This window comes from Spiroplasma endosymbiont of Nomada ruficornis, from assembly GCF_964030795.1.
GTDB lineage: Bacteria > Bacillota_I > Bacilli_A > Mycoplasmatales > VBWQ01 > Spiroplasma_E > Spiroplasma_E ixodetis_A.
Genome location: NZ_OZ034962.1, coordinates 825,344 through 845,094, shown reverse-complemented (window position 1 = coordinate 845,094; position 19,751 = coordinate 825,344). Strand labels below are relative to the sequence as shown.

General features: G+C 23.7%; 21 protein-coding genes. 7 read left to right on the top strand and 14 right to left on the bottom strand.

The window, feature by feature from the left end; translation table 4 throughout:
• Positions 1–94: 94 nt before the first annotated feature.
• The 5 genes from AAHM79_RS05180 to AAHM79_RS05160 form a co-directional block, all read right to left on the bottom strand.
• Positions 95–355, bottom strand: coding sequence for a hypothetical protein (locus tag AAHM79_RS05180; RefSeq protein ID WP_342257245.1), 261 nt, complete (start codon positions 353–355; stop codon positions 95–97).
• Between the two features lie 106 nt (positions 356–461).
• The gene (locus AAHM79_RS05175) at positions 462–1,310 is read right to left on the bottom strand and encodes a hypothetical protein (RefSeq protein ID WP_342257244.1); all 849 of its coding nucleotides are present in this window, start codon (positions 1,308–1,310) and stop codon (positions 462–464) included.
• A 9-nt stretch (positions 1,311–1,319) separates the two neighbouring features.
• Positions 1,320–2,378: a hypothetical protein gene (locus AAHM79_RS05170; RefSeq protein WP_342257243.1), complete on the bottom strand. Its 1,059-nt coding sequence runs from the start codon at positions 2,376–2,378 to the stop codon at positions 1,320–1,322.
• 2 nt (positions 2,379–2,380) lie between these two features.
• Positions 2,381–2,572: a hypothetical protein gene (locus AAHM79_RS05165; protein WP_342257242.1), complete on the bottom strand. Its 192-nt coding sequence runs from the start codon at positions 2,570–2,572 to the stop codon at positions 2,381–2,383.
• A 209-nt stretch (positions 2,573–2,781) separates the two neighbouring features.
• Complete coding sequence (locus tag AAHM79_RS05160) at positions 2,782–3,105, bottom strand: hypothetical protein (RefSeq protein ID WP_342257241.1); 324 nt, start codon at positions 3,103–3,105, stop codon at positions 2,782–2,784.
• Positions 3,106–3,260: 155 nt separating this feature from the next.
• Between AAHM79_RS05160 and AAHM79_RS05155 the strand changes: the two genes are divergently transcribed.
• Entirely contained in the window at positions 3,261–4,211 is a 951-nt protein-coding gene (locus tag AAHM79_RS05155; RefSeq protein WP_338979395.1) for an IS30 family transposase, read from the top strand.
• A gap of 760 nt (positions 4,212–4,971) precedes the next feature.
• Here AAHM79_RS05155 and AAHM79_RS05150 read toward each other — a convergent pair.
• From AAHM79_RS05150 to asnS, 4 genes are all read right to left on the bottom strand, one after another.
• Positions 4,972–5,124: a hypothetical protein gene (locus AAHM79_RS05150; RefSeq protein WP_281748598.1), complete on the bottom strand. Its 153-nt coding sequence runs from the start codon at positions 5,122–5,124 to the stop codon at positions 4,972–4,974.
• Between the two features lie 24 nt (positions 5,125–5,148).
• A complete protein-coding gene (locus AAHM79_RS05145; RefSeq protein ID WP_339038919.1) occupies positions 5,149–5,553 on the bottom strand; it encodes a hypothetical protein in 405 nt (134 codons plus the stop codon).
• Positions 5,554–5,730: 177 nt separating this feature from the next.
• Positions 5,731–6,681, bottom strand: coding sequence for an IS30 family transposase (locus tag AAHM79_RS05140; RefSeq protein WP_342257240.1), 951 nt, complete (start codon positions 6,679–6,681; stop codon positions 5,731–5,733).
• 227 nt (positions 6,682–6,908) lie between these two features.
• Positions 6,909–8,324: an asparagine--tRNA ligase gene (asnS, locus tag AAHM79_RS05135; RefSeq protein ID WP_342257239.1), complete on the bottom strand. Its 1,416-nt coding sequence runs from the start codon at positions 8,322–8,324 to the stop codon at positions 6,909–6,911.
• Between the two features lie 184 nt (positions 8,325–8,508).
• On the opposite strand from asnS, the gene AAHM79_RS05130 reads away from it, so the two are divergent.
• From AAHM79_RS05130 to tsaE, 4 genes are all read left to right on the top strand, one after another.
• Positions 8,509–8,634 carry a hypothetical protein gene (locus AAHM79_RS05130; protein WP_342257238.1) on the top strand — a complete coding sequence of 42 codons (126 nt, stop codon included), beginning with the start codon at positions 8,509–8,511 and terminating at the stop codon, positions 8,632–8,634.
• Positions 8,634–8,777, top strand: a complete 144-nt coding sequence (locus AAHM79_RS05125; protein ID WP_342257237.1) for a hypothetical protein — start codon at positions 8,634–8,636, stop codon at positions 8,775–8,777. The genes AAHM79_RS05130 and AAHM79_RS05125 overlap by 1 nt, the downstream gene beginning before the upstream one ends.
• A 284-nt stretch (positions 8,778–9,061) precedes the next feature.
• Positions 9,062–9,955, top strand: coding sequence for a nicotinamide riboside transporter PnuC (gene pnuC / locus AAHM79_RS05120; protein ID WP_342257236.1), 894 nt, complete (start codon positions 9,062–9,064; stop codon positions 9,953–9,955).
• A 95-nt stretch (positions 9,956–10,050) separates the two neighbouring features.
• Positions 10,051–10,518 (top strand): tRNA (adenosine(37)-N6)-threonylcarbamoyltransferase complex ATPase subunit type 1 TsaE, encoded by a 468-nt coding sequence (gene tsaE, locus AAHM79_RS05115; protein ID WP_342257235.1) that lies wholly within the window; start codon positions 10,051–10,053, stop codon positions 10,516–10,518.
• Positions 10,519–10,560: 42 nt separating this feature from the next.
• Here the strand turns inward: tsaE and AAHM79_RS05110 are convergent, their stop codons facing one another.
• From AAHM79_RS05110 to ileS, 4 genes are read right to left on the bottom strand one after another with little or no spacing between them, the layout of a single operon-like run.
• Positions 10,561–11,919 carry a hypothetical protein gene (locus tag AAHM79_RS05110; protein WP_342257234.1) on the bottom strand — a complete coding sequence of 453 codons (1,359 nt, stop codon included), beginning with the start codon at positions 11,917–11,919 and terminating at the stop codon, positions 10,561–10,563.
• A complete protein-coding gene (locus tag AAHM79_RS05105; protein ID WP_342257233.1) occupies positions 11,919–12,785 on the bottom strand; it encodes an RluA family pseudouridine synthase in 867 nt (288 codons plus the stop codon). The genes AAHM79_RS05110 and AAHM79_RS05105 overlap by 1 nt, the downstream gene beginning before the upstream one ends.
• The gene (gene lspA / locus AAHM79_RS05100) at positions 12,730–13,437 is read right to left on the bottom strand and encodes a signal peptidase II (protein ID WP_338959421.1); all 708 of its coding nucleotides are present in this window, start codon (positions 13,435–13,437) and stop codon (positions 12,730–12,732) included. The genes AAHM79_RS05105 and lspA overlap by 56 nt, the downstream gene beginning before the upstream one ends.
• Before the next feature lie 31 nt (positions 13,438–13,468).
• A complete protein-coding gene (gene ileS, locus AAHM79_RS05095) occupies positions 13,469–16,231 on the bottom strand; it encodes an isoleucine--tRNA ligase (RefSeq protein ID WP_342257232.1) in 2,763 nt (920 codons plus the stop codon).
• Positions 16,232–16,475: 244 nt separating this feature from the next.
• Between ileS and AAHM79_RS05090 the strand changes: the two genes are divergently transcribed.
• Complete coding sequence (locus AAHM79_RS05090; protein WP_342257231.1) at positions 16,476–17,222, top strand: TIR domain-containing protein; 747 nt, start codon at positions 16,476–16,478, stop codon at positions 17,220–17,222.
• A 203-nt stretch (positions 17,223–17,425) separates the two neighbouring features.
• The gene (locus tag AAHM79_RS05085; protein ID WP_342258237.1) at positions 17,426–18,181 is read left to right on the top strand and encodes an IS30 family transposase; all 756 of its coding nucleotides are present in this window, start codon (positions 17,426–17,428) and stop codon (positions 18,179–18,181) included.
• A 263-nt stretch (positions 18,182–18,444) separates the two neighbouring features.
• Here the strand turns inward: AAHM79_RS05085 and AAHM79_RS05080 are convergent, their stop codons facing one another.
• Positions 18,445–19,743, bottom strand: a complete 1,299-nt coding sequence (locus AAHM79_RS05080) for an ankyrin repeat domain-containing protein (RefSeq protein WP_342257230.1) — start codon at positions 19,741–19,743, stop codon at positions 18,445–18,447.
• Between the last annotated feature and the right edge of the window lie 8 nt (positions 19,744–19,751).

The window sequence follows — 19,751 nt, the reverse complement described above, 5'->3', positions numbered from 1 at the left end:
TATCTTAATCAAGTATATAGGGACTACGTCCCTCGCCACTATGTGGCTCACCCAATTTATAGTTCCAGCAGGTTCGCTGGAACTATATTTTTGTTTATATTTTTAGTAAGATTGAATTTTCATTTTTTAAAAGTTCATTTTCAATTAAATTATTTATTTCTTTAATATCTAAATTTTTAATATTTTTATTATAATATATTGCATATTCTTTTAATTTATTAATTTCTCCAAAAACAAATTCTTTAACTTCATCACATTTTGAAAACAATAATGTTTGTTTACAAGCAACATCTGCTAATAAATTTAAATTATTATTCAAATCTTGATTTTCCTTATAATTATTTTCTATTTTCATAATTATATCTTCCTTTCAAAATAAAAAACCCATTTACTTTTAAAAAAGATAATGAGTTAAAAACTTATATTTATTATAATTTTTATTTATTGATTATACTATTTTTTTATTTATTTTTTTCTTTTTTCTTCAAAATATTATCTCATTTATCCAAACCAGCAGAATTAATATCATTATAATTCATATCAATACTACTTGCTTCTTTAAGATATTTCTTAGGCGACAATTCACTTTTAAGTTCATGCACATAATGTAAAGCACGTGAATTATACCTTTTTAACCAGTGTCTAGGAAAAAATAAAGTCATAGCCATTGCTTCACCACTATAACTTGGAGGCATAATACCTCTTTTAATCATTTTCTTTGTTCTACGACGTGAAAATACTACTTTATTATAATCCTCAATATTAGTATATAAATTAAGATTAAATATAACAATAAAACCCAAAAAACGCATACGTTTAACTTGAACAACATACTCAACTTTTTCTCTTGCTTGTACTGGTATTCTATTAGGGTGTTGTTCAATCAAATACATTGTACCATTAAACATGTGACCTATTAACTTACAAAATTGTCCTAAACTTTCTTGTTGATTTTTAAACTGTACTCCTAAATCATTAGAATTTATTTTTAATGCTAATTCATCTAAAATTATTAAATCTTGTTCCTCAAAAGCATAATTACTTGCTAACTGATTAAAAGTAAAAACATCGTTATAATTAACCAAATAAGAATAACCAGTATTTAACTTAATAGGGAAAGGACTAACTACTCGTTTCTTATGAGTTTGTGCTAAACAACAAGCAAGGGCAGATTTGCCAGTCCTTGGAGGTGCTGAAATAATATAACTACCAACTCGTTTTAAAATTTTAACATTACGAATAGTTATAAGAATTGGATAAATAATTATAATCAAACCTATAACTAATAATACATAACCATATCAAGGCATAATAAACTCCTAACCTATAATTAAACTAATTGCTCTAACAAATAATCATAAAGGTATAATATTTTCTATTCCACTAACAATATCAACATTTAAAGCAGTACTAATAGTATCTGAAAAAATATGTCGTAATAAACTATCTGTTGTAAAAAGAAACTGTCTTAATGGTTCAACTGGTAAAACTTTACCAACAACACCATAAAGTACTCATCTAAAAGCATTACGTAAATGTCCAAAAACAGCATATCAACTTGGTCTTTCATATTCGGGATTAAAAGGACTATTTGGTGGCACTGGCGTTATATTTTCACTTGAAAAAATATTGATTTGACCAAAATTCAACTGTGGTGAAAAAGTTGGTCTAGTTGATTCACCATGAACATCAAAAAATACTGTTAAATGTCTTAAATTTGGAACACGAATAGGCATAGTAACAAAATTATATAAATCTTGCTGATAAATATTATTATCAACTTTACCTTTAAAAACATATTTTGTATCACCAACATAATCTAAAAAACTAAAAGTAAAATTAGCAGTAAAAGTTTTAAAATATTCATATTCAAAATAAAACATAAAACCTTGAATATAAAAACTTAAAGGTTTATCAATTTCAAAATTTAATTGTGTTTGAAAATTTATAATACTTTTACCAGTATTAACAAAATTTAAATTATTAGTATTATTCTTTGCAACATAATTATGATTAAACATAATACGTGAAAATTCATCTAATGGTTTTCTATTAAAAGTATAAATACCAGTTCCCATATCTATCATTTGTGACGGAACACCAACTGTATCACTATAATAATAACACGTATATAAACCTTCATTATTACCTATAAATTCACCACTTACTAATTTTAAATCTGGTTGGTCAACATCAAAATAAGCAGAATTTCATGGAATTGTTGCTCAATCATCAAAACTATGGTATTTAACATGCTTAACCATTTCTTTTGTAATATCATAATTAACAACATTAGGGTCATTTGAAGCAATTAAACTAGTTGGTGCTTGAACAGAAGTATTTACAACAAAAAATAATTTAGCAAATTTAAATCACATAATTATTTACCAAACAAACATCTTAAAACTCATCATAAACCATAAAATATAATAAATCCAATAAAAAACTGAGTTCCATAAACTACTAAATTTCATAAAATAGTAGTAAAATCATCAACTGGATTACCTATAAACATAGTTCAATAATCAACTATACATTGATGTATTTTATTGTAAATATCTCAAACACTCATACTTAACACCTACCCAAACAATGACCTAAAAATAAATTTAATACTACGATAAATAAAATTAAAAAATACACCTAATACCAACCAAAAAGTCAAATTAAACAAAATATAAACTTCATCAGTAATATTAGTTTGATTTAAAAATATACCAATATCATTACTAGAAAATATAAAAATTAAATGCAATATACTATTCACAAAATCACTCCTAATTAAGTACCTACAAACTTCCCTTTTTTATTTTCAACACCCTTAGCCTTATTTCTTAAACGTTTTCTTTCATGTTGTTTAGCAATTTGCTTTCCAACAAATTTTGAACTGCCTTTAATATTTCTATAACTTTGCTTTACAGTCCCCGATGTAGAAATTGGCTGAATATCAATATTTAAAAAAACTGACATAGCAAACTTTATTAAAAGAATAAAAACAACAAAAGTTCCCAAATTAAAACCTAAATCTGCCATTGGCAAATTTCAAAATTTCATAAAAATTTGTCCAAATAGTTCTAAAACTTTTGAAATAAAAGCAACACCCATAATAAACTACTCCTATATTATTTTTAATAATTTTAAAATTAATAAAAAAGTGCTGAATTATAATTGTAAGTGCAAGTAAATAAAATTGCAAAAAATTCTCATATAAAAATTTCATAATGCTAAATTTAGTTTAGAAAAAAGTAAGGAGTTTTTATATGAGTTATAAACATCTTGGCATAGATGAAAGGATTTATATTGAGAATCAATTGAAATTTAAATTTAAAATTAGTGAAATAGCTAAAAATCTTAATCGAAGTATTAGTACTATTATTCGAGAAATTAATAGAAATAAAGATAATAATCATTATTTTTCATTAATTGCACAAAATAAAGCTGAAAATCGAAAACAATCACATATTAGTTTTCATAAGTTTAAAAATAAGAATTTAGTAAAATATGTACAACAAAAATTACTATTAGGTTGATCACCTGAACAAATTTATGGCAGAATTAAAAATTTTCATAAAGAGTGAGTTATTAGTTTTAAAACAATTTATACTTGAATTTATTTTGGAATGCTTGATAAAGTTACTAGTAAAAATTTAAGAAGAAAAGGTAAAAAACGAAAATCTAAAGAAAATCGTGGCAAGTTTAATGGTAAATCAATTAAAGAACGAGATATAAATGTTAATGATCGTATAACACTTGGTCATTGAGAAGGAGATACTATAGTATCATCACGAGGTAAAAGCAAATCATGTTTAATAACTTTAGTTGAAAGAGTATCACGATTTACTTTAGCAATATTAGTTAAAAACAGAACTACTAAAGTTATTAATAAAAATGTCAGTTATTATTTATCAATTCTTCCTAAAAACATTGTTAAAACTATTACTTTTGATCGTGGCAAAGAATTTTCAAATTGACAACAACTTGAAAAAAATTTAGATGTAAAAATTTATTTTGCCAATCCATATTCACCTTGACAAAGAGGTACTAATGAAAATACTAATGGTTTAATTAGAGAAAAATTTCCTAAAAAATTTATTTTTTCAAAAACTAATAAAAATGAAGTTCATAAATTTATATTGTCTTTAAATCAAAGACCGAGAAAAATACTAAATTATCTTTCACCAATCGAATATTTGGATAGAAAAATAATTTAGTTGCACTTACCTTTACAATTTAGCAAATTTTATTACCTTATTATTTTGAATTAAAATCAAATCCTATACATACAGATACTGGTAAAGTTTGAGAATTTAAAGATGTAAAGGTAATATTAAAATCTAAATATTTTGATTTTACAGATATTAATAATATTAATTTAAAAAATAATGATATTAGTCAAAATGAATTATTTAAACTAGATGATAATCAATTTAATTGATTATCTATTACCAATGAATTAGAAAGTAATAATATTCCGTCATTAATTCCTGCTGATTGAACATTAGGAAATGGAGAATATGGAAAATATTTTACAAGAGTAATTATTAATAAAATTAAAATTGAAAATGTTTTAAATTTATATGGTTCAAATAAATCTCAATTATTTTCTAAATTAGAATTTTATAAAGAAATTTCACAAATTGATAATAATATTGAATTTGAATTACAAATTGAAAATCCGATTAATAATTTAAATCGGATTGAAATTAGCGGAATATTTGGTTCTGGAAATTATGATTTAATTTTAATAACAGAGAAACAAGAAATTGATTTAAAAAATATTAATTTATTCGATAAATATAATGAAAATATCTCTTATATAAATTTAGAAATTTAATTATCAATCAAAATATCCATTTGGATATTTACCATCCCATTCTATATCAACTTTATGTTGTTTAACAGATGAAAAATATAGTGAAAATACATCTGATGAAGTTGTTTTATCAACTCAAATTTGATACTTACCAAAAACTATACTATGGTCTGGTTTTTCATATGAATATTTGAAATTATTTTCATGGGTAAGCACCCCCCCATGATTAATCCTATTGTTCCAGTTGTAGCACCAGTTAGTGCTAATGCTAATGTTATTTTACTTAAATTTGTTTTTATTCATGTTTTCATATTAAATTACTCCTTTGTTAAATTTTATAAAACTGTACGATTATTTGAATAATAATGATTTTGTTCATTATTTGGCGTTTTATTTATATGATTTACTAGATTTTGAATATTAGTATTTTTTTGTCTTTTTTTAAAAATTAAATTTCATATGTTAATTTCTTTATTTAATCTTTTTATTTTTTCATTAATTTCAAAAATTTTCTTTTTATTTTCTTTGTTTTTGTTAATAATCCCAAAACTAAAAAGTGTAATAAAAAAATTTTTAACTTTTGGTTGTTTTTTAATTTTTGTTATTTCATTATTCATATCATTAATTGTAGTTTTTGCTAGTTCAACTTTATTTTTAATTACTTCTTCATTACCATTATTAATTTGTGCAGATTTTAAAAAATTAAAAACTCAATTATATTCCAATTCTAATGTTTTCATTTTTTTCTCCTTTTTCCTTGATTTTACTTATAAATTATACTATTTTTGATTATTTTTACAAGTATGCTTTTAAATGCAAAATAAACGCCTAAATTAAAGGCATTTATCTTATGAGACCTATACTATTAATTATATTGAAATTGTTTATTATATGCTAAATTGTAAAGGTAAGTGCAACTAAATTATTTTTCTATCCAAATATTCGATTGGTGAAAGATAATTTAATATTTTTCTCGGTCTTTGATTTAAAGACAATATAAATTTATGAACTTCATTTTTATTAGTTTTTGAAAAAATAAATTTTTTAGGAAATTTTTCTCTAATTAAACCATTAGTATTTTCATTATTACCTCTTTGTCAAGGTGAATATGGATTGGCAAAATAAATTTTTACATATAAATTTTTTTCAAGTTGTTGTCAATTTGAAAATTCTTTGCCACGATCAAAAGTAATAGTTTTAACAATGTTTTTAGGAAGAATTGATAAATAATAACTGACATTTTTATTAATAACTTTAGTAGTTCTGTTTTTAACTAATATTGCTAAAGTAAATCGTGATACTCTTTCAACTAAAGTTATTAAACATGATTTGCTTTTACCTCGTGATGATACTATAGTATCTCCTTCTCAATGACCAAGTGTTATACGATCATTAACATTTATATCTCGTTCTTTAATTGATTTACCATTAAACTTGCCACGATTTTCTTTAGATTTTCGTTTTTTACCTTTTCTTCTTAAATTTTTACTAGTAACTTTATCAAGCATTCCAAAATAAATTCAAGTATAAATTGTTTTAAAACTAATAACTCACTCTTTATGAAAATTTTTAATTCTGCCATAAATTTGTTCAGGTGATCAACCTAATAGTAATTTTTGTTGTACATATTTTACTAAATTCTTATTTTTAAACTTATGAAAACTAATATGTGATTGTTTTCGATTTTCAGCTTTATTTTGTGCAATTAATGAAAAATAATGATTATTATCTTTATTTCTATTAATTTCTCGAATAATAGTACTACTACTTCGATTAAGATTTTTAGCTATTTCACTAATTTTAAATTTAAATTTCAATTGATTCTCAATATAAATCCTTTCATCTATGCCAAGATGTTTATAACTCATATAAAAACTCCTTACTTTTTTCTAAACTAAATTTAGCATTATGAAATTTTTATATGAGAATTTTTTGCAATTTTATTTACTTGCACTTACAAGTATAATTCAGCACTTATTAATAATTATTTAATACTAAATTAATTATATATTATGTTGGATTTTAATGTAGTAATAGGAGTTTTAAATAACATTATAAGTTTAATTTAAAAAGATATTATTAAAATATTATTATTTTAGAATAATAAGTTATTTGGTGTACGAGGAAAAGGAATAACATCTCTAATATTATTAATACCAGTAATAAACATTAAAAATCTTTCTAGACCTAAACCAAAACCAGCACTTGGTGCATATCCATATTTTCTTAAATCAAAATATCATTGTAGATCATTACCCTCAATTTTGAATTGGGTTTTATTTTTTAGTAATTGTTCATAATTATCTTCACGAACAGAACCACCAATTAATTCACCAATCCCTGGCACTAATAAATCCATAGCTGCCACTGTTTTTTGTTGTGGATAATTACTATCAATTGGATTAAGTTTCATGTAAAAAGCTTTGATGGTTTGTGGATAGTTAATAACAAAAGTTGGTTGTTTAGTTATTTCTTCACATAAATATCTTTCATGTTCTGATTGTAAATCAATTCCTCATTTAATTTCATTAAATTCAAATTTTTTTCCTTTTTTTTGCGCATTTAAAAGTAATTCAATGACTTCTGTATAAGTAATAACTTTAAAATCAGATTTAAAATCGGCAATTTTTTCTAATTTTTCAATTAGTGATTGTTCATTTTTAGTTTCTTGTTTTTGTTCTAAAAATTTTAATTCAGAATTACAATTATTTAGAACATCTCTAATAACAGTTTTTATTAGTTTTTGGGCTAGTATAATATTATATTGTAGATTACTAAAGGTAAATTCTGGTTCTACCATTCAAAATTCTGCTGCGTGACGTGTAGTATTAGATTTTTCAGCACGAAATGTTGGTCCAAATGTATAAACTTTTTGTAAAGATTGAGCGTAGGCTTCAGCATTTAACTGACCACTAACAGTTAATGAGGCTTTTTTCCCAAAAAAATCCTTTTCATATTTATCATTAGTTATAGTAGTAACAATAAAATTTTCACCAGCACCTTCAGCATCATTAGCTGTAATAAGAGGACTATGTAGGTAAATAAATTGATTATTATGAAAAAAATTATGAATAGATCATGATACTTGATCACGAATTCTAAATAATGACAAGAAAGTATTAGTACGAACACGTAAGTGTGCATGTTCACGAAGAAATTCATTTGTATGTTCTTTTTTTTGGATTGGATAATCATTAGCGCATATGTTGTAGACAGTAGCAGTAATTACTTTTAGTTCAAATGGTTGTTTCGCATTTGGTGTTAAAATTAAATTACCAGTAATAGTAACAGCACTACCAGTAGTAACATTAGTTAAATTGTTAGTATTTTCTAAATTTGGATCATATACTACTTGTAAGTTATTAATTGAAGAACCATCGTTTAAATCTAAAAACCCAACTTTTTTACTATTTCGATTAGAACGAACCCAACCGTTAACAGTTACTTGTGTTGGTATTTTTTTAGTTTTATCGTTACTATTAATAAATAAATTATTAATTGTGTAAATCATTATTGTTCCTCCTATTTATTTTTATATAATAAATAAATTATATATTAACTATTATCTTAGTAGGGAATTATTTATGATTTTTTTCATTAATATTTGGGATAAATTTTATTTTTAGTTAGTATAAAATTTCAAATTGAATTTTAAGTTAATGTTATAATATTACTTATAGTAAAGGGGGTTTATTATGGGCAAATTTTTAAAGTTAATTACTAATGGCTTTATGACAGGTGTTAGTGAACCATGATCTAATAATGAAGGAGTTGCAGTTTTACCTTTTGTATATAAATACAATCAATATTGATTTTATTAATGAAAGAAAAGAATCCTTTATTTGAAAATAAAAAGATATCATTTTTTAGTACTCTAACAGGTGGTTGTAAATTAGGTAAATCATCACTAGAAACTGTTAAGAATGAAATTTTAGAAGAGACAGAATTAATATTAGAAGCTTAAAACTTGATTGTATTTATAGACTTGGTAGTTACTATGCTAATAAAACTTCAATAAAAATATGACATTTTTATGCTGTTGATTTATCTAGTTGGAATTTAGATTTAAAGTTAAGTTATTTTGGTAAAGGTGATGGTAGTATTGGTGAAAATGGTATTAATGGTATTTTTATTAATGAGAGTGAACTAGATAAAGTTAATGATGCACTTACATTGGCAATTTATGGAAAATTACGATTGAATAATACAATAGTGAACATAAATAAATAAATTTAAAAGGAAGAAAATATGTTTAAAGATATAAAATTTAGATTTATAAAAAGAAAGAAAAATATAAAAGAATTTTTATTATCAATACCCAAAGATCTTAATAAAATTCCATTTTCTGCTAAAGTAGCTATTATTTGTTTAGGGATTTTTATGTTATGAAATACATTTTTTGATTTGAATCATTTTATTAATCCTAATTTATATCCTTCGGTTTGAACTATTGTAAATCGTCAAGTTTATCATCCTTGACAGCAAGTATTATTATTCTTAAATGGTATTGCTGCTTTTACTAATGTTATTTGTATAATTTTAATTTCATTTGGTAAAATTTCTAATTTTTTTTGAGGCTTTTTTTCTGTTACTATTTATGGTTGTATTGCTTTAGTTTGAGATTATGTTGGTGATATGCAGTTGAATTTATTTTTCTTTTTGCCTTTTCAATTTATTGGCTATAGTTTATGGAAATTTCATTTAGATTCACAACAAGAAATAATTTCTAAACGTTTAAATTTAAAAACAAGTATTGTTACTATTTACTTTGCAATTGTTTTATCAGTATTTTTTTATTTTGAAATTCCTGAATTTTCACGTGTAATTTTAGGGAAATATGATTTTGATGGTAATACTTTTCAACAAGTTTTACCACATATTCTAGATTCATTAACTAATTCTTTAAGTATTGTTGCGCAAATACTAATGTTATTACGTTTTCGTGAACAATGAATTTTTTGAATAATTGTTAATATTTTTCAAATAGCTATGTATTCGGGAGTTGCTCATAATCGTTTGGATGTAAATCTTTTATTAATGTGAATTGTTGCTCTTGGTAATTCTGGTTTTGGTTTTTATCAATGATTTTTTGTAAGAAGTAAAGAAAAAGTAGTAGTTAAAAAAGAAACATATGAGCAGTAATAACTTTTAAATAAGAAAAATAATAATTGAGAAAATAAGTTATTATTTTGTATAATAGTTTGTAAAGTATAAAATAATTATCAAAGAAGGTTATTATGAAAAAAAATGTATATATATTAAAAAATTTAGATGACACTAATACTCTTGCTAAAATAATTGCTAAAATTGCTAAACCAAATTTAATTTTATTATTAAATGGTCCGCTTGGTAGTGGTAAAACGCAAATTACTAAATTAATTGGTAATTTACTTGGAGTTAAAAATATTATTAATTCACCAACTTTTATTATTTGAAATAAGTATCAAACTAAATATGAATGAAATTTAATTCATATGGATGCTTATCGTTTAATTAATCCTCATTTAGAAGAATATTATGAAATAATGATGAATAATTTTATGATAATTGAATGATCGGAAAGATTAAAAATTAATTTTAATAATTATTCATATATTGCTATAGATTTTAAAATTATTGATATTAATAGTAGACAGATAGTTATTAATACTAATCTTCTTACAAAAGAGGAAGAAAAGTATTTATTTGATGCATTAAAAATATAGAATTTTATTTATAAAAAAAAGTAGGAAAAATCCTACTTTTTTTTATACTTGTATGTGAAAGTAATTAAGCATAATACTATTAATAGTACTTTGACTAATTAGACCAAGTTTTTGATATTGTTTTAATACTTCTAAAGTATAATTATTATCATCAACAGGATAATAATTATTTAAACCTCAAAGTAAACCAGCAAATAATACTAATGAACCAATAGCCATTGGACTAAAAGCATAATACACAGTTATTTTACGATTATGATATCCGATTAAAGAAGCAAATAATCATCCTGTGACAAAAGCAATCATTCAATATAATAATGTCACTACTTGTTGATCAGTTATAAATCAAAATATTAACATTAATAAAATAGTTGTAAAGAAACGACTCATAATTGGAGTTTTAAATAATTTATAATTTCAAATGAAAGGTAACATTGCTCCTAATGAAATTACAGGAAAAACTCAAAATCCTGACATGATATTAATATTATCAACAACACTTTGTAAAATACCGGTTAGAATCATTGCACCAATTCAAATGAAAATTGCTTTTCATCATCCATAAAATCCTTCAACAAATCTACCAACACGATAAAACATTCAAAGTGAAAATATTAAATTAATAGGAGCTGAAGGATTTATATCATTACCAGCAAATGGATAAATTAATCACCTTCAATATTGATAAGCACCAAATATTAAGTTATGATAATTGGCACCAAAAAGCAAATGTTGTTGTTTATAATCTAATGCTAATCAATCATCTTGACTAAGGTTTATAATTACTAGAAAAACAACAAGTGTAATAATAGGAATTATAAAAAGAAATCAGGTAACTGCCAAATTAGCATTAGTACATTTTTTTAATGTTTCGCTTAAGTAACGACGGTTTTGAAAATTAACTTTTTTTCAATTATCACTTAAAGTTCCAGTACTATTATCTTCATTAGTCTCTTCATTATTTTCGGTTTCAGTTTCAAGTTGGGGTAAGTCTACCTTAATAAATTTAGTAATACTAGGATAAAATTTAGATAATTCTTGAACAATTTTGTCACTAGTAGCAATAATAACATCAACCGCTGGTGACATTCGATTTTCGTTTTGGTTATCATCATTTAAAATAACCATTAAATAACGAATATCTTTAACACCTTCATCTGCTAATTGTTTATGTAAAATTTCATAAACTTCATCTTTATTTTTTAAATGGTGAGGATTAAAATTATTTTCTTTAATAATTTTAATGATATGATAAGTATTACTATCTTTATTAGTTAGATATACTTCACCTTTAACATGTAGTTTTAATTCTTTAGGAACATTAAATGGTCGATAATCTTGATGACTAATAAAATAATCAACTAATTGTAAACCTAAAATATCTAGAATATTATCATCCATTATTTAACACTTTCCTTTCGTAATAATTGTAATTTATTTTCAAAAAAATCAGGTAAATTACATTCAAAAGTCATAACTTTTTTAGTTGTGGGATGAGTAAAAGTAATGACTTTAGCATGTAAGTATTGTCCAATATTAGCATTTTCCAATTTACACTTGCTGTATAAAGGGTCATTTACAATTGGATGTTCAATTCACTCAAAATGAACACGAATTTGGTGTGTTCGACCAGTTTCTAATTGACATTGAACTAAAGTATAGTCTTTAAATCGCTCAATAACTGTAAAATGAGTAGTTGCTTTCTTACTATTTTGTTCATTGACCATCATTTTTAGACGATTATTATTGCTTCTAGCAATAGGCGCTTTAATGGTTCCTGATCTACCTTTAATTGTACCATGAACTAATGCAATATAAATTCGTTTAATTTCATGTTTTTGTAATTGTTCTGCTAAAATATGATGACTAATTTTATTTTTAGCTACTAATAATAACCCTGTCGTTTGTTTGTCAATACGATGAACAATACCTGGACGTAAATTATTTTCATCAATATTTTCAATTTTAGATTGGAATAATAATCCGTTAACTAAAGTATTATCTCAATTACCTGCTCCTGGGTGGACAACCAAATTATTAGGTTTGTTAATAACAAGAATTTCATTATCCTCATAAATTATTTCAAAATCAATTGCAGTTGCTTTTAAAGTGTTCTCTTTTTCATTTTTAATAATAATATTTATTTCATCATTATTTTTTAATAATAAGTTAGCTGATGAAATAGTTTTATTATTAACTATTACTTGCCCATTAGTGATTAAATTTTGGATAAAATTTCGTGAATAATGATGTTCTGTTAATACCATTGCTAAATATTTGTCGATGCGGATATTTTTGTTTTCATGATATGTTAGTTTTATCATCTTTTGATTTTCTATCATTGATGATTGTTGTGAATGTTCCGTTGTTGACTTCATTATTGTGTTCTCCAAACTTTTCTTGATAGGCATTAATTATGGTTCCAATAATTATTTGTAGAATAATAATTGTGATACCAATGGTAATAAATATATCCGCAGTATTAAAAATAGTATATGGTGGGAATAGTTGTCATAATAAAAAGTCAATAACACCACCATTATGTAAAAATCTATCGGTTAAATTACCGATTGTTCCTGCAATAACAAAACTGAGACCTAGTGCTCTGTTAATAGATTTAGTAAATAATAGTCAGGTGCTACTAGCAATTGCTACTAGAAAAGCAAAAGTTATTAGAAAGATTTTTTGATTTTGAAAAAAACTAAAAGCAGAACCATAATTAATAATAAATTTTAAATTAATAAATCCGGGTATGAATTTATATTCTTCACCAACTTTTATTCCATTTTGTACTGCTAATTTTATCATTTGATCAGTGACAATTAGAATAATAATTGCACAAAAACAAATTATTTTAGTTAATCATTTTCAATCACGTGTTTTTAAATGATTTTTAATTGCTAATCAAGAAAATTCCATAATTACTTCTTTCTAAACTAATATTAGTTATTTACATTATTAAGGATAACACTTCAAAACAACGATTACAAACATCTTCTTTTGTTTCATTAACAATTAATCAACAGCGAGGACATTTAGTACCCTCTTTTGTTTTAACATTAATAGTTCAGTCATTAACGTTGCTATTATTATAATTAATATTAACTTCACTAACAATTAATAATTGTGCTAATTCTTTTTCATCAATTGTTGATAAGATATTATGATTATCTTTAAAAATAATAGTCACTATTGTTTCTAAGGCTGTTTTAACAATTTTGTCTTTTTTAGCTTGTTCAATAACTTTATTAACTTCATTTTTAAAGTTAATAAAATATTCTCATTTTTCCATTAGTTTTGTTGGTTTGTTTAAATTTCATGGTTGTGGAAATTTTTTTAAATGAATAGAATCACTGCTTTTGTTTAAATCTTTTTTAGTTAAACTTTGGAATGCTTCTTCAGTAGTGTGTGGTAAAATAGGGGCTAATAAACCAATTAAAGTTTTTACTATTAAAAATATTGTCATTTGTACTTGTTTTCTTCTAATATCATTTTTGCTATTAACATATAAAATATCTTTAGTAAAATCACAATAAAAAGCAGACAAATCATTAGTAACAAAATTTAAAATTAAATGATAGATAGTATTAAATTGATAAGTTTGATAATTTTCATTAATTTTAGTCACTAATCCGTTTAATTTATTTAAAATATATTGATCAACTTCTGATAAACTATTAATAATTTCTTCTTCTGTTTTATTTTCAATAGTTTTGATATCTAAATCAAATAAATTACCTAGTAAGAAACGAAAAATATTTCTGATTTTACGATAGTTTTCACTAACTTGTTTTAAAATTTCAGTACCAATTCTTGTATCATCAGTAAAATCAACACTGGCTACTCATAATCGTAAAATATCAGCACCATTAGTATCACAAATTGATTTAACACTAATAACATTACCAATTGATTTTGACATTTTATTGCCTTTAGCGTCAGTTACAAAACCATGTGCCAGCAAGTTTTTATAGGGACTACTATTATTAGTAATAGTTCCTGTTGTTAAACTTGAATTAAATCAACCACGAAATTGATCATTACCCTCCAAATATAAATCTGCTGGTCAAGGTAAATTATTATTTTTAATAACTGCTAAGTGGGAAACGCCACTATCATATCAAACATCCATGATGTCTTGTTCTTTATAAAAAATACCATTTGGACTATCTTTATGTTGATATTTAGGTGGTAATAAATCTTTTGCTTCTTTTTCGAATCAAATATTTGAACCATGTTTAGCAAATAAATCAGCAACATGATTAATAAGGTTTATATCCATGATTGGTTCTTTTTTTTCGGTGTAAAAAATTGGAATTGGTAATCCTCAAGCACGTTGACGAGAAATGCATCAATCATAGCGATTATTTGTCATTAATAACATTCTTTTTTTTGCTCATTCAGGAACAAAATTTACTTTATTAATATTTTTAGTAAGTAATGGTTTGATTTTTTCAATAGCTATAAATCATTGTAAAGTGGCACGATAAATAACGGGTTTTTTAGTTCGTCAATCATGTGGATATTGATGTTTAAATCATTTCATACCAATTAATGTACCATTATTTTTTAAGCGCTCAACAATAATTTTATTAGTATCATCATAAAATTTATTGACTAATTGTTCATCATTGATTTCTGCTGTAAATTGACCTTGATCATTAATTGGACAAAGAATTTTGATATTATGTTTTAATCCTAAATCAAAATCTTCTTCACCAAACGCTGGAGCAGTGTGAACAATTCCAGTTCCATCATTTATAGTAACATGAGAACCATGAACGATTGGAGTTTTTCTTTGATATAATGGATGTAATGCTGTTAATCCAATTAAATCTTTACCAGAAATTGTTTTAACAATTATAAAATCGGTGATGTTGTTTGCTTTAGTAAAAGAATCCATCAATGGTTGTGCAATAATATATTGTTGTTCATTAGTTTTAATAATACTATATGTAAATTCTTCATTTACTGCTAACATTTGATTGCTAGGAATGGTTCATGGTGTTGTTGTTCAAATTATTAGTGAGGTAGGTAAGTTAAATATTTTTTTTTCATCATTTAGTAAAAAGGCAACATAAATAGCAGCACTAGTTTTTGTTAAATATTCAACTTCAACTTCAGCTAAGGCACTTTCGCTTGATGGTGATCAATATACAGGATATAAATTACGATATACTAGTTTTTTTTCTACCATTTTAGCAAAAACTTTAATTTGTTCAGATTCATATTTTTTATCATAAGTAACATAATGATCTTCAAAATCTGTTAATAATCCTAATGTTTTAAATTGATTAATTTGATTAGCAACTTGCAGTTCTGCATATTTTTGACATTGTTTTCTAAAATCTGATACTGCTATTGTTTTACGATTAATTCCCGAGTTAGTAACTGCTGTTTCAATAGGTAAACCATGCGTATCTCAACCTGCAATATAGGGTGCATAATAATTGCTACTATTATAATAGCGAACAATAATATCTTTTAAAATTTTATTTAATGCATGTCCTAAATGTAGATCACCATTAGCATATGGAGGTCCATCATGAAGAATAAAAGTTTTCGTAGATTTTTTATTTTTGTTAATTAGTTGTTGATATATTTTTTGGTCTTGTCAATATTTTTGTAGTTGTGGTTCTTTTATAGTTAAATTAGCACGCATTTCAAAGTTAGTTTGAGGAATTAATAATGTATCTTTATAGTTTTTATTCATGTATATTATTCTCCTTTAAAATAACAAGTTTTATTTGTACTAATTATTCTTTTTTATTCTTAAATCATTATACTAGTAATTACTTGAAATTTGTATAATATTTACTTTATTTTAATAATAAGATTTTATAAAACTTAAAAGTTAAAAATATTACTTTTAGTGAGTATTATTTTATAATAAAGTATAAACTTATTAAAGTTTATAAAAAATATTTTTAAAATTTTAAAAAAGAGGTTAATGAATAATGTTAAAAATTTTTATTTCATATCATCATTTAAGAGAACAAAAAGCAAAGGATGAATTATCAGAATTAATTTCGCAATGTTATGGAGAATATTTTGAAGTGAAAGACGTATCTGTAAAACTAGGTGATATTGATCCGCAATTGCCTCCTAAAAAGATATTTAAAACTATTAGAGAAGAGTATTTAAAAGATTCAGATACTACTGTAGTTATTTTAGGAAAACATACAAAATGTAGAAAACATATTGATTGAGAAATGGCATCTTCATTATCAATATATGGTAGTCTTCATCGAAGGGGAAAAAATGGTTTATTAATACTTTTAACTGATGATTTTATTAAAAAAGCAAAAAAAAATTGTGATTTTAATGATAATGATTACAAAACTTTAATTAATGAACAAAATTCTACTCCAAGAATTTATGAAAATGTAATAAATAACTATGCAATCGTTGAAAGTTTTTCAAATGTAGTTTCAAATCCTTTAAAGTTTAAAAAATTACTTGATAAATGTCAAGATAAAGTTAAAACTGAAAAATTGAAAAAAAACTTTGATCTTTTCAAAGAAATAAATTTGTTTGAAGAAAATATAGAAGATTGTCCAAAAAAATCTAAAAATAAACTAAATTGTTATTTTTCAAAAAAACATAAATCAAAAAAATTATTTTTTGAAAAAGTTAAAACTGAAGTTAATAATAATGAAAAACTTTTTAGTTATGAAAAACTTTTAAAAGATTTTCATTATTAGCTGAATTATACTTGTAAGTGCAAGTAAATAAAATTGCAAAAAATTCTCATATAAAAATTTCATAATGCTAAATTTAGTTTAGAAAAAAGTAAGGCGTTTTTATATGAGTTATAAACATCTTGGCATAGATGAAAGGATTTATATTGAGAATCAATTTAAATTTAAATTTAAAATTAGTGAAATAGCTAAATCTTAATCGAAGTATTAGTACTATTATTCGAGAAATTAATAGAAATAAAGATAATAATCATTATTTTTCATTAATTGCACAAAATAAAGCTGAAAATCGAAAACAATCACATATTAGTTTTCATAAGTTTAAAAATAAGAATTTAGTAAAATATGTACAACAAAAATTACTATTAGGTTGATCACCTGAACAAATTTATGGCAGAATTAAAAATTTTCATAAAGAGTGAGTTATTAGTTTTAAAACAATTTATACTTGAATTTATTTTGGAATGCTTGATAAAGTTACTAGTAAAAATTTAAGAAGAAAAGGTAAAAAACGAAAATCTAAAGAAAATCGTGGCAAGTTTAATGGTAAATCAATTAAAGAACGAGATATAAATGTTAATGATCGTATAACACTTGGTCATTGAGAAGGAGATACTATAGTATCATCACGAGGTAAAAGCAAATCATGTTTAATAACTTTAGTTGAAAGAGTATCACGATTTACTTTAGCAATATTAGTTAAAAACAGAACTACTAAAGTTATTAATAAAAATGTCAGTTATTATTTATCAATTCTTCCTAAAAACATTGTTAAAACTATTACTTTTGATCGTGGCAAAGAATTTTCAAATTGACAACAACTTGAAAAAAATTTAGATGTAAAAATTTATTTTGCCAATCCATATTCACCTTGACAAAGAGGTACTAATGAAAATACTAATGGTTTAATTAGAGAAAAATTTCCTAAAAAATTTATTTTTTCAAAAACTAATAAAAATTAAGTTCATAAATTTATATTGTCTTTAAATCCAAGACCGAGAAAAATACTAAATTATCTTTCACCAATCGAATATTTGGATAGAAAAATAATTTAGTTGCACTTACCTTTACAATTTAGCATTTTTATTGGAACAAGACTTGGACCTGATAGTGGCAGAGAAGGACGATTATATAAAATGAAAAAATTTTGTATATAAGTACAAACAAAAAAACAGATTCAAAGTATAAAAATAAAAAACACCCTTGAAAGTGTTTTTTATTTAAATTATGCAACTAATTTCTTTTCAGAAGCTGTACTTGATGATGCTAATGGTTCATTTTTATTCACTTTATTTGCGTCAAAAGGACTAACTTCTTCATCTAAATCAATACCGGAATCATCAAAACTTACATTTCTTAGTTTTTTTTCTAAAATTGCATTTTCTCTTATTAAAATACTAATTTTTTCTTTAAAAAAATCAATTTCTTGTTCCTTGGCTCTTAGCATATTATCTAAAGTTGTAAACTTACTAACATTTTTTTCATTACGTTCATTTTGAACTTTTTTATATTCGTTATTTTCAAAATCTAATTCTTTAATTCTCTCTTCATTTTTTTCTAAAATTTGTTCCAATTCTTTAATCTTAGTCTTATTTTTATCTATTTTTTGCTTTATTTTTTCAGATTTTTCGTTCATATCTTGCAATTTTTTTTCCTTACTTTGTAACTCTTTTTTTAATTGTTTAGTTTCATTTCTTAATACTTCATTTTCTGTTCGTAATTTTTTTTCTTTATCAATCATTCTTGCAAGTTCTTGAATATGATTTTTTATCTTATCTCTTTCTGTTGATAATTGCACAACTTTTTTAAAGTTAATTTCAAAATAATTAATTAATTTTTTAGTAATTTTTCTCTTGTAAAAACCAAATGTTAAAATGTTTAATCATTTTCTACTTTTTCTTGCATTTTCTAATGCTTTACGTTCAATTACTAAAGCATCAATGTCTTTTTCTAATTTTGATAAGTTATCAATACAACTTTTAAATTCATTATTGAATGAATTTCTAACAAAAATTGAATATTCTAATTTTTCAAGTTCCTCTAATTTACTTGTAAATTGCTTATATAATTCTCTATTAGCACTATTTATATTTTCAAAACTAAATAATGATAATAATAAAGAAATTATAAATACTATTTCTTTATGATCCTTCTTTTCGCCAATTTCTAAAGGAGTATCACCATTTTTATTTTTAATATCTATACTAGTATTAATACCACTTGCTTTAATGAGTAGTTTTACCATTTCAATATCTTGTTTTATAACTGCCAAATGTAAAGGGGTATTACCATCTATATCTTCAATATCTAATTTTGCACCAAGTGAAATCAGCTTTTTAACACTTCTTATTTGCCCTTTTCAAACAGCGATATGTAATAATGTTTCTTTATTTTGATTTTGCATATCTAAGGGAACACCTTTATTAATTAAATAATCAAAATCCCTATCATATCTAATAATATCATTATCAGTATTACTTTGTGAGTTTTTTTCATTTTTTAAAAATTCATTTTTAAGTGCCATTTTATATT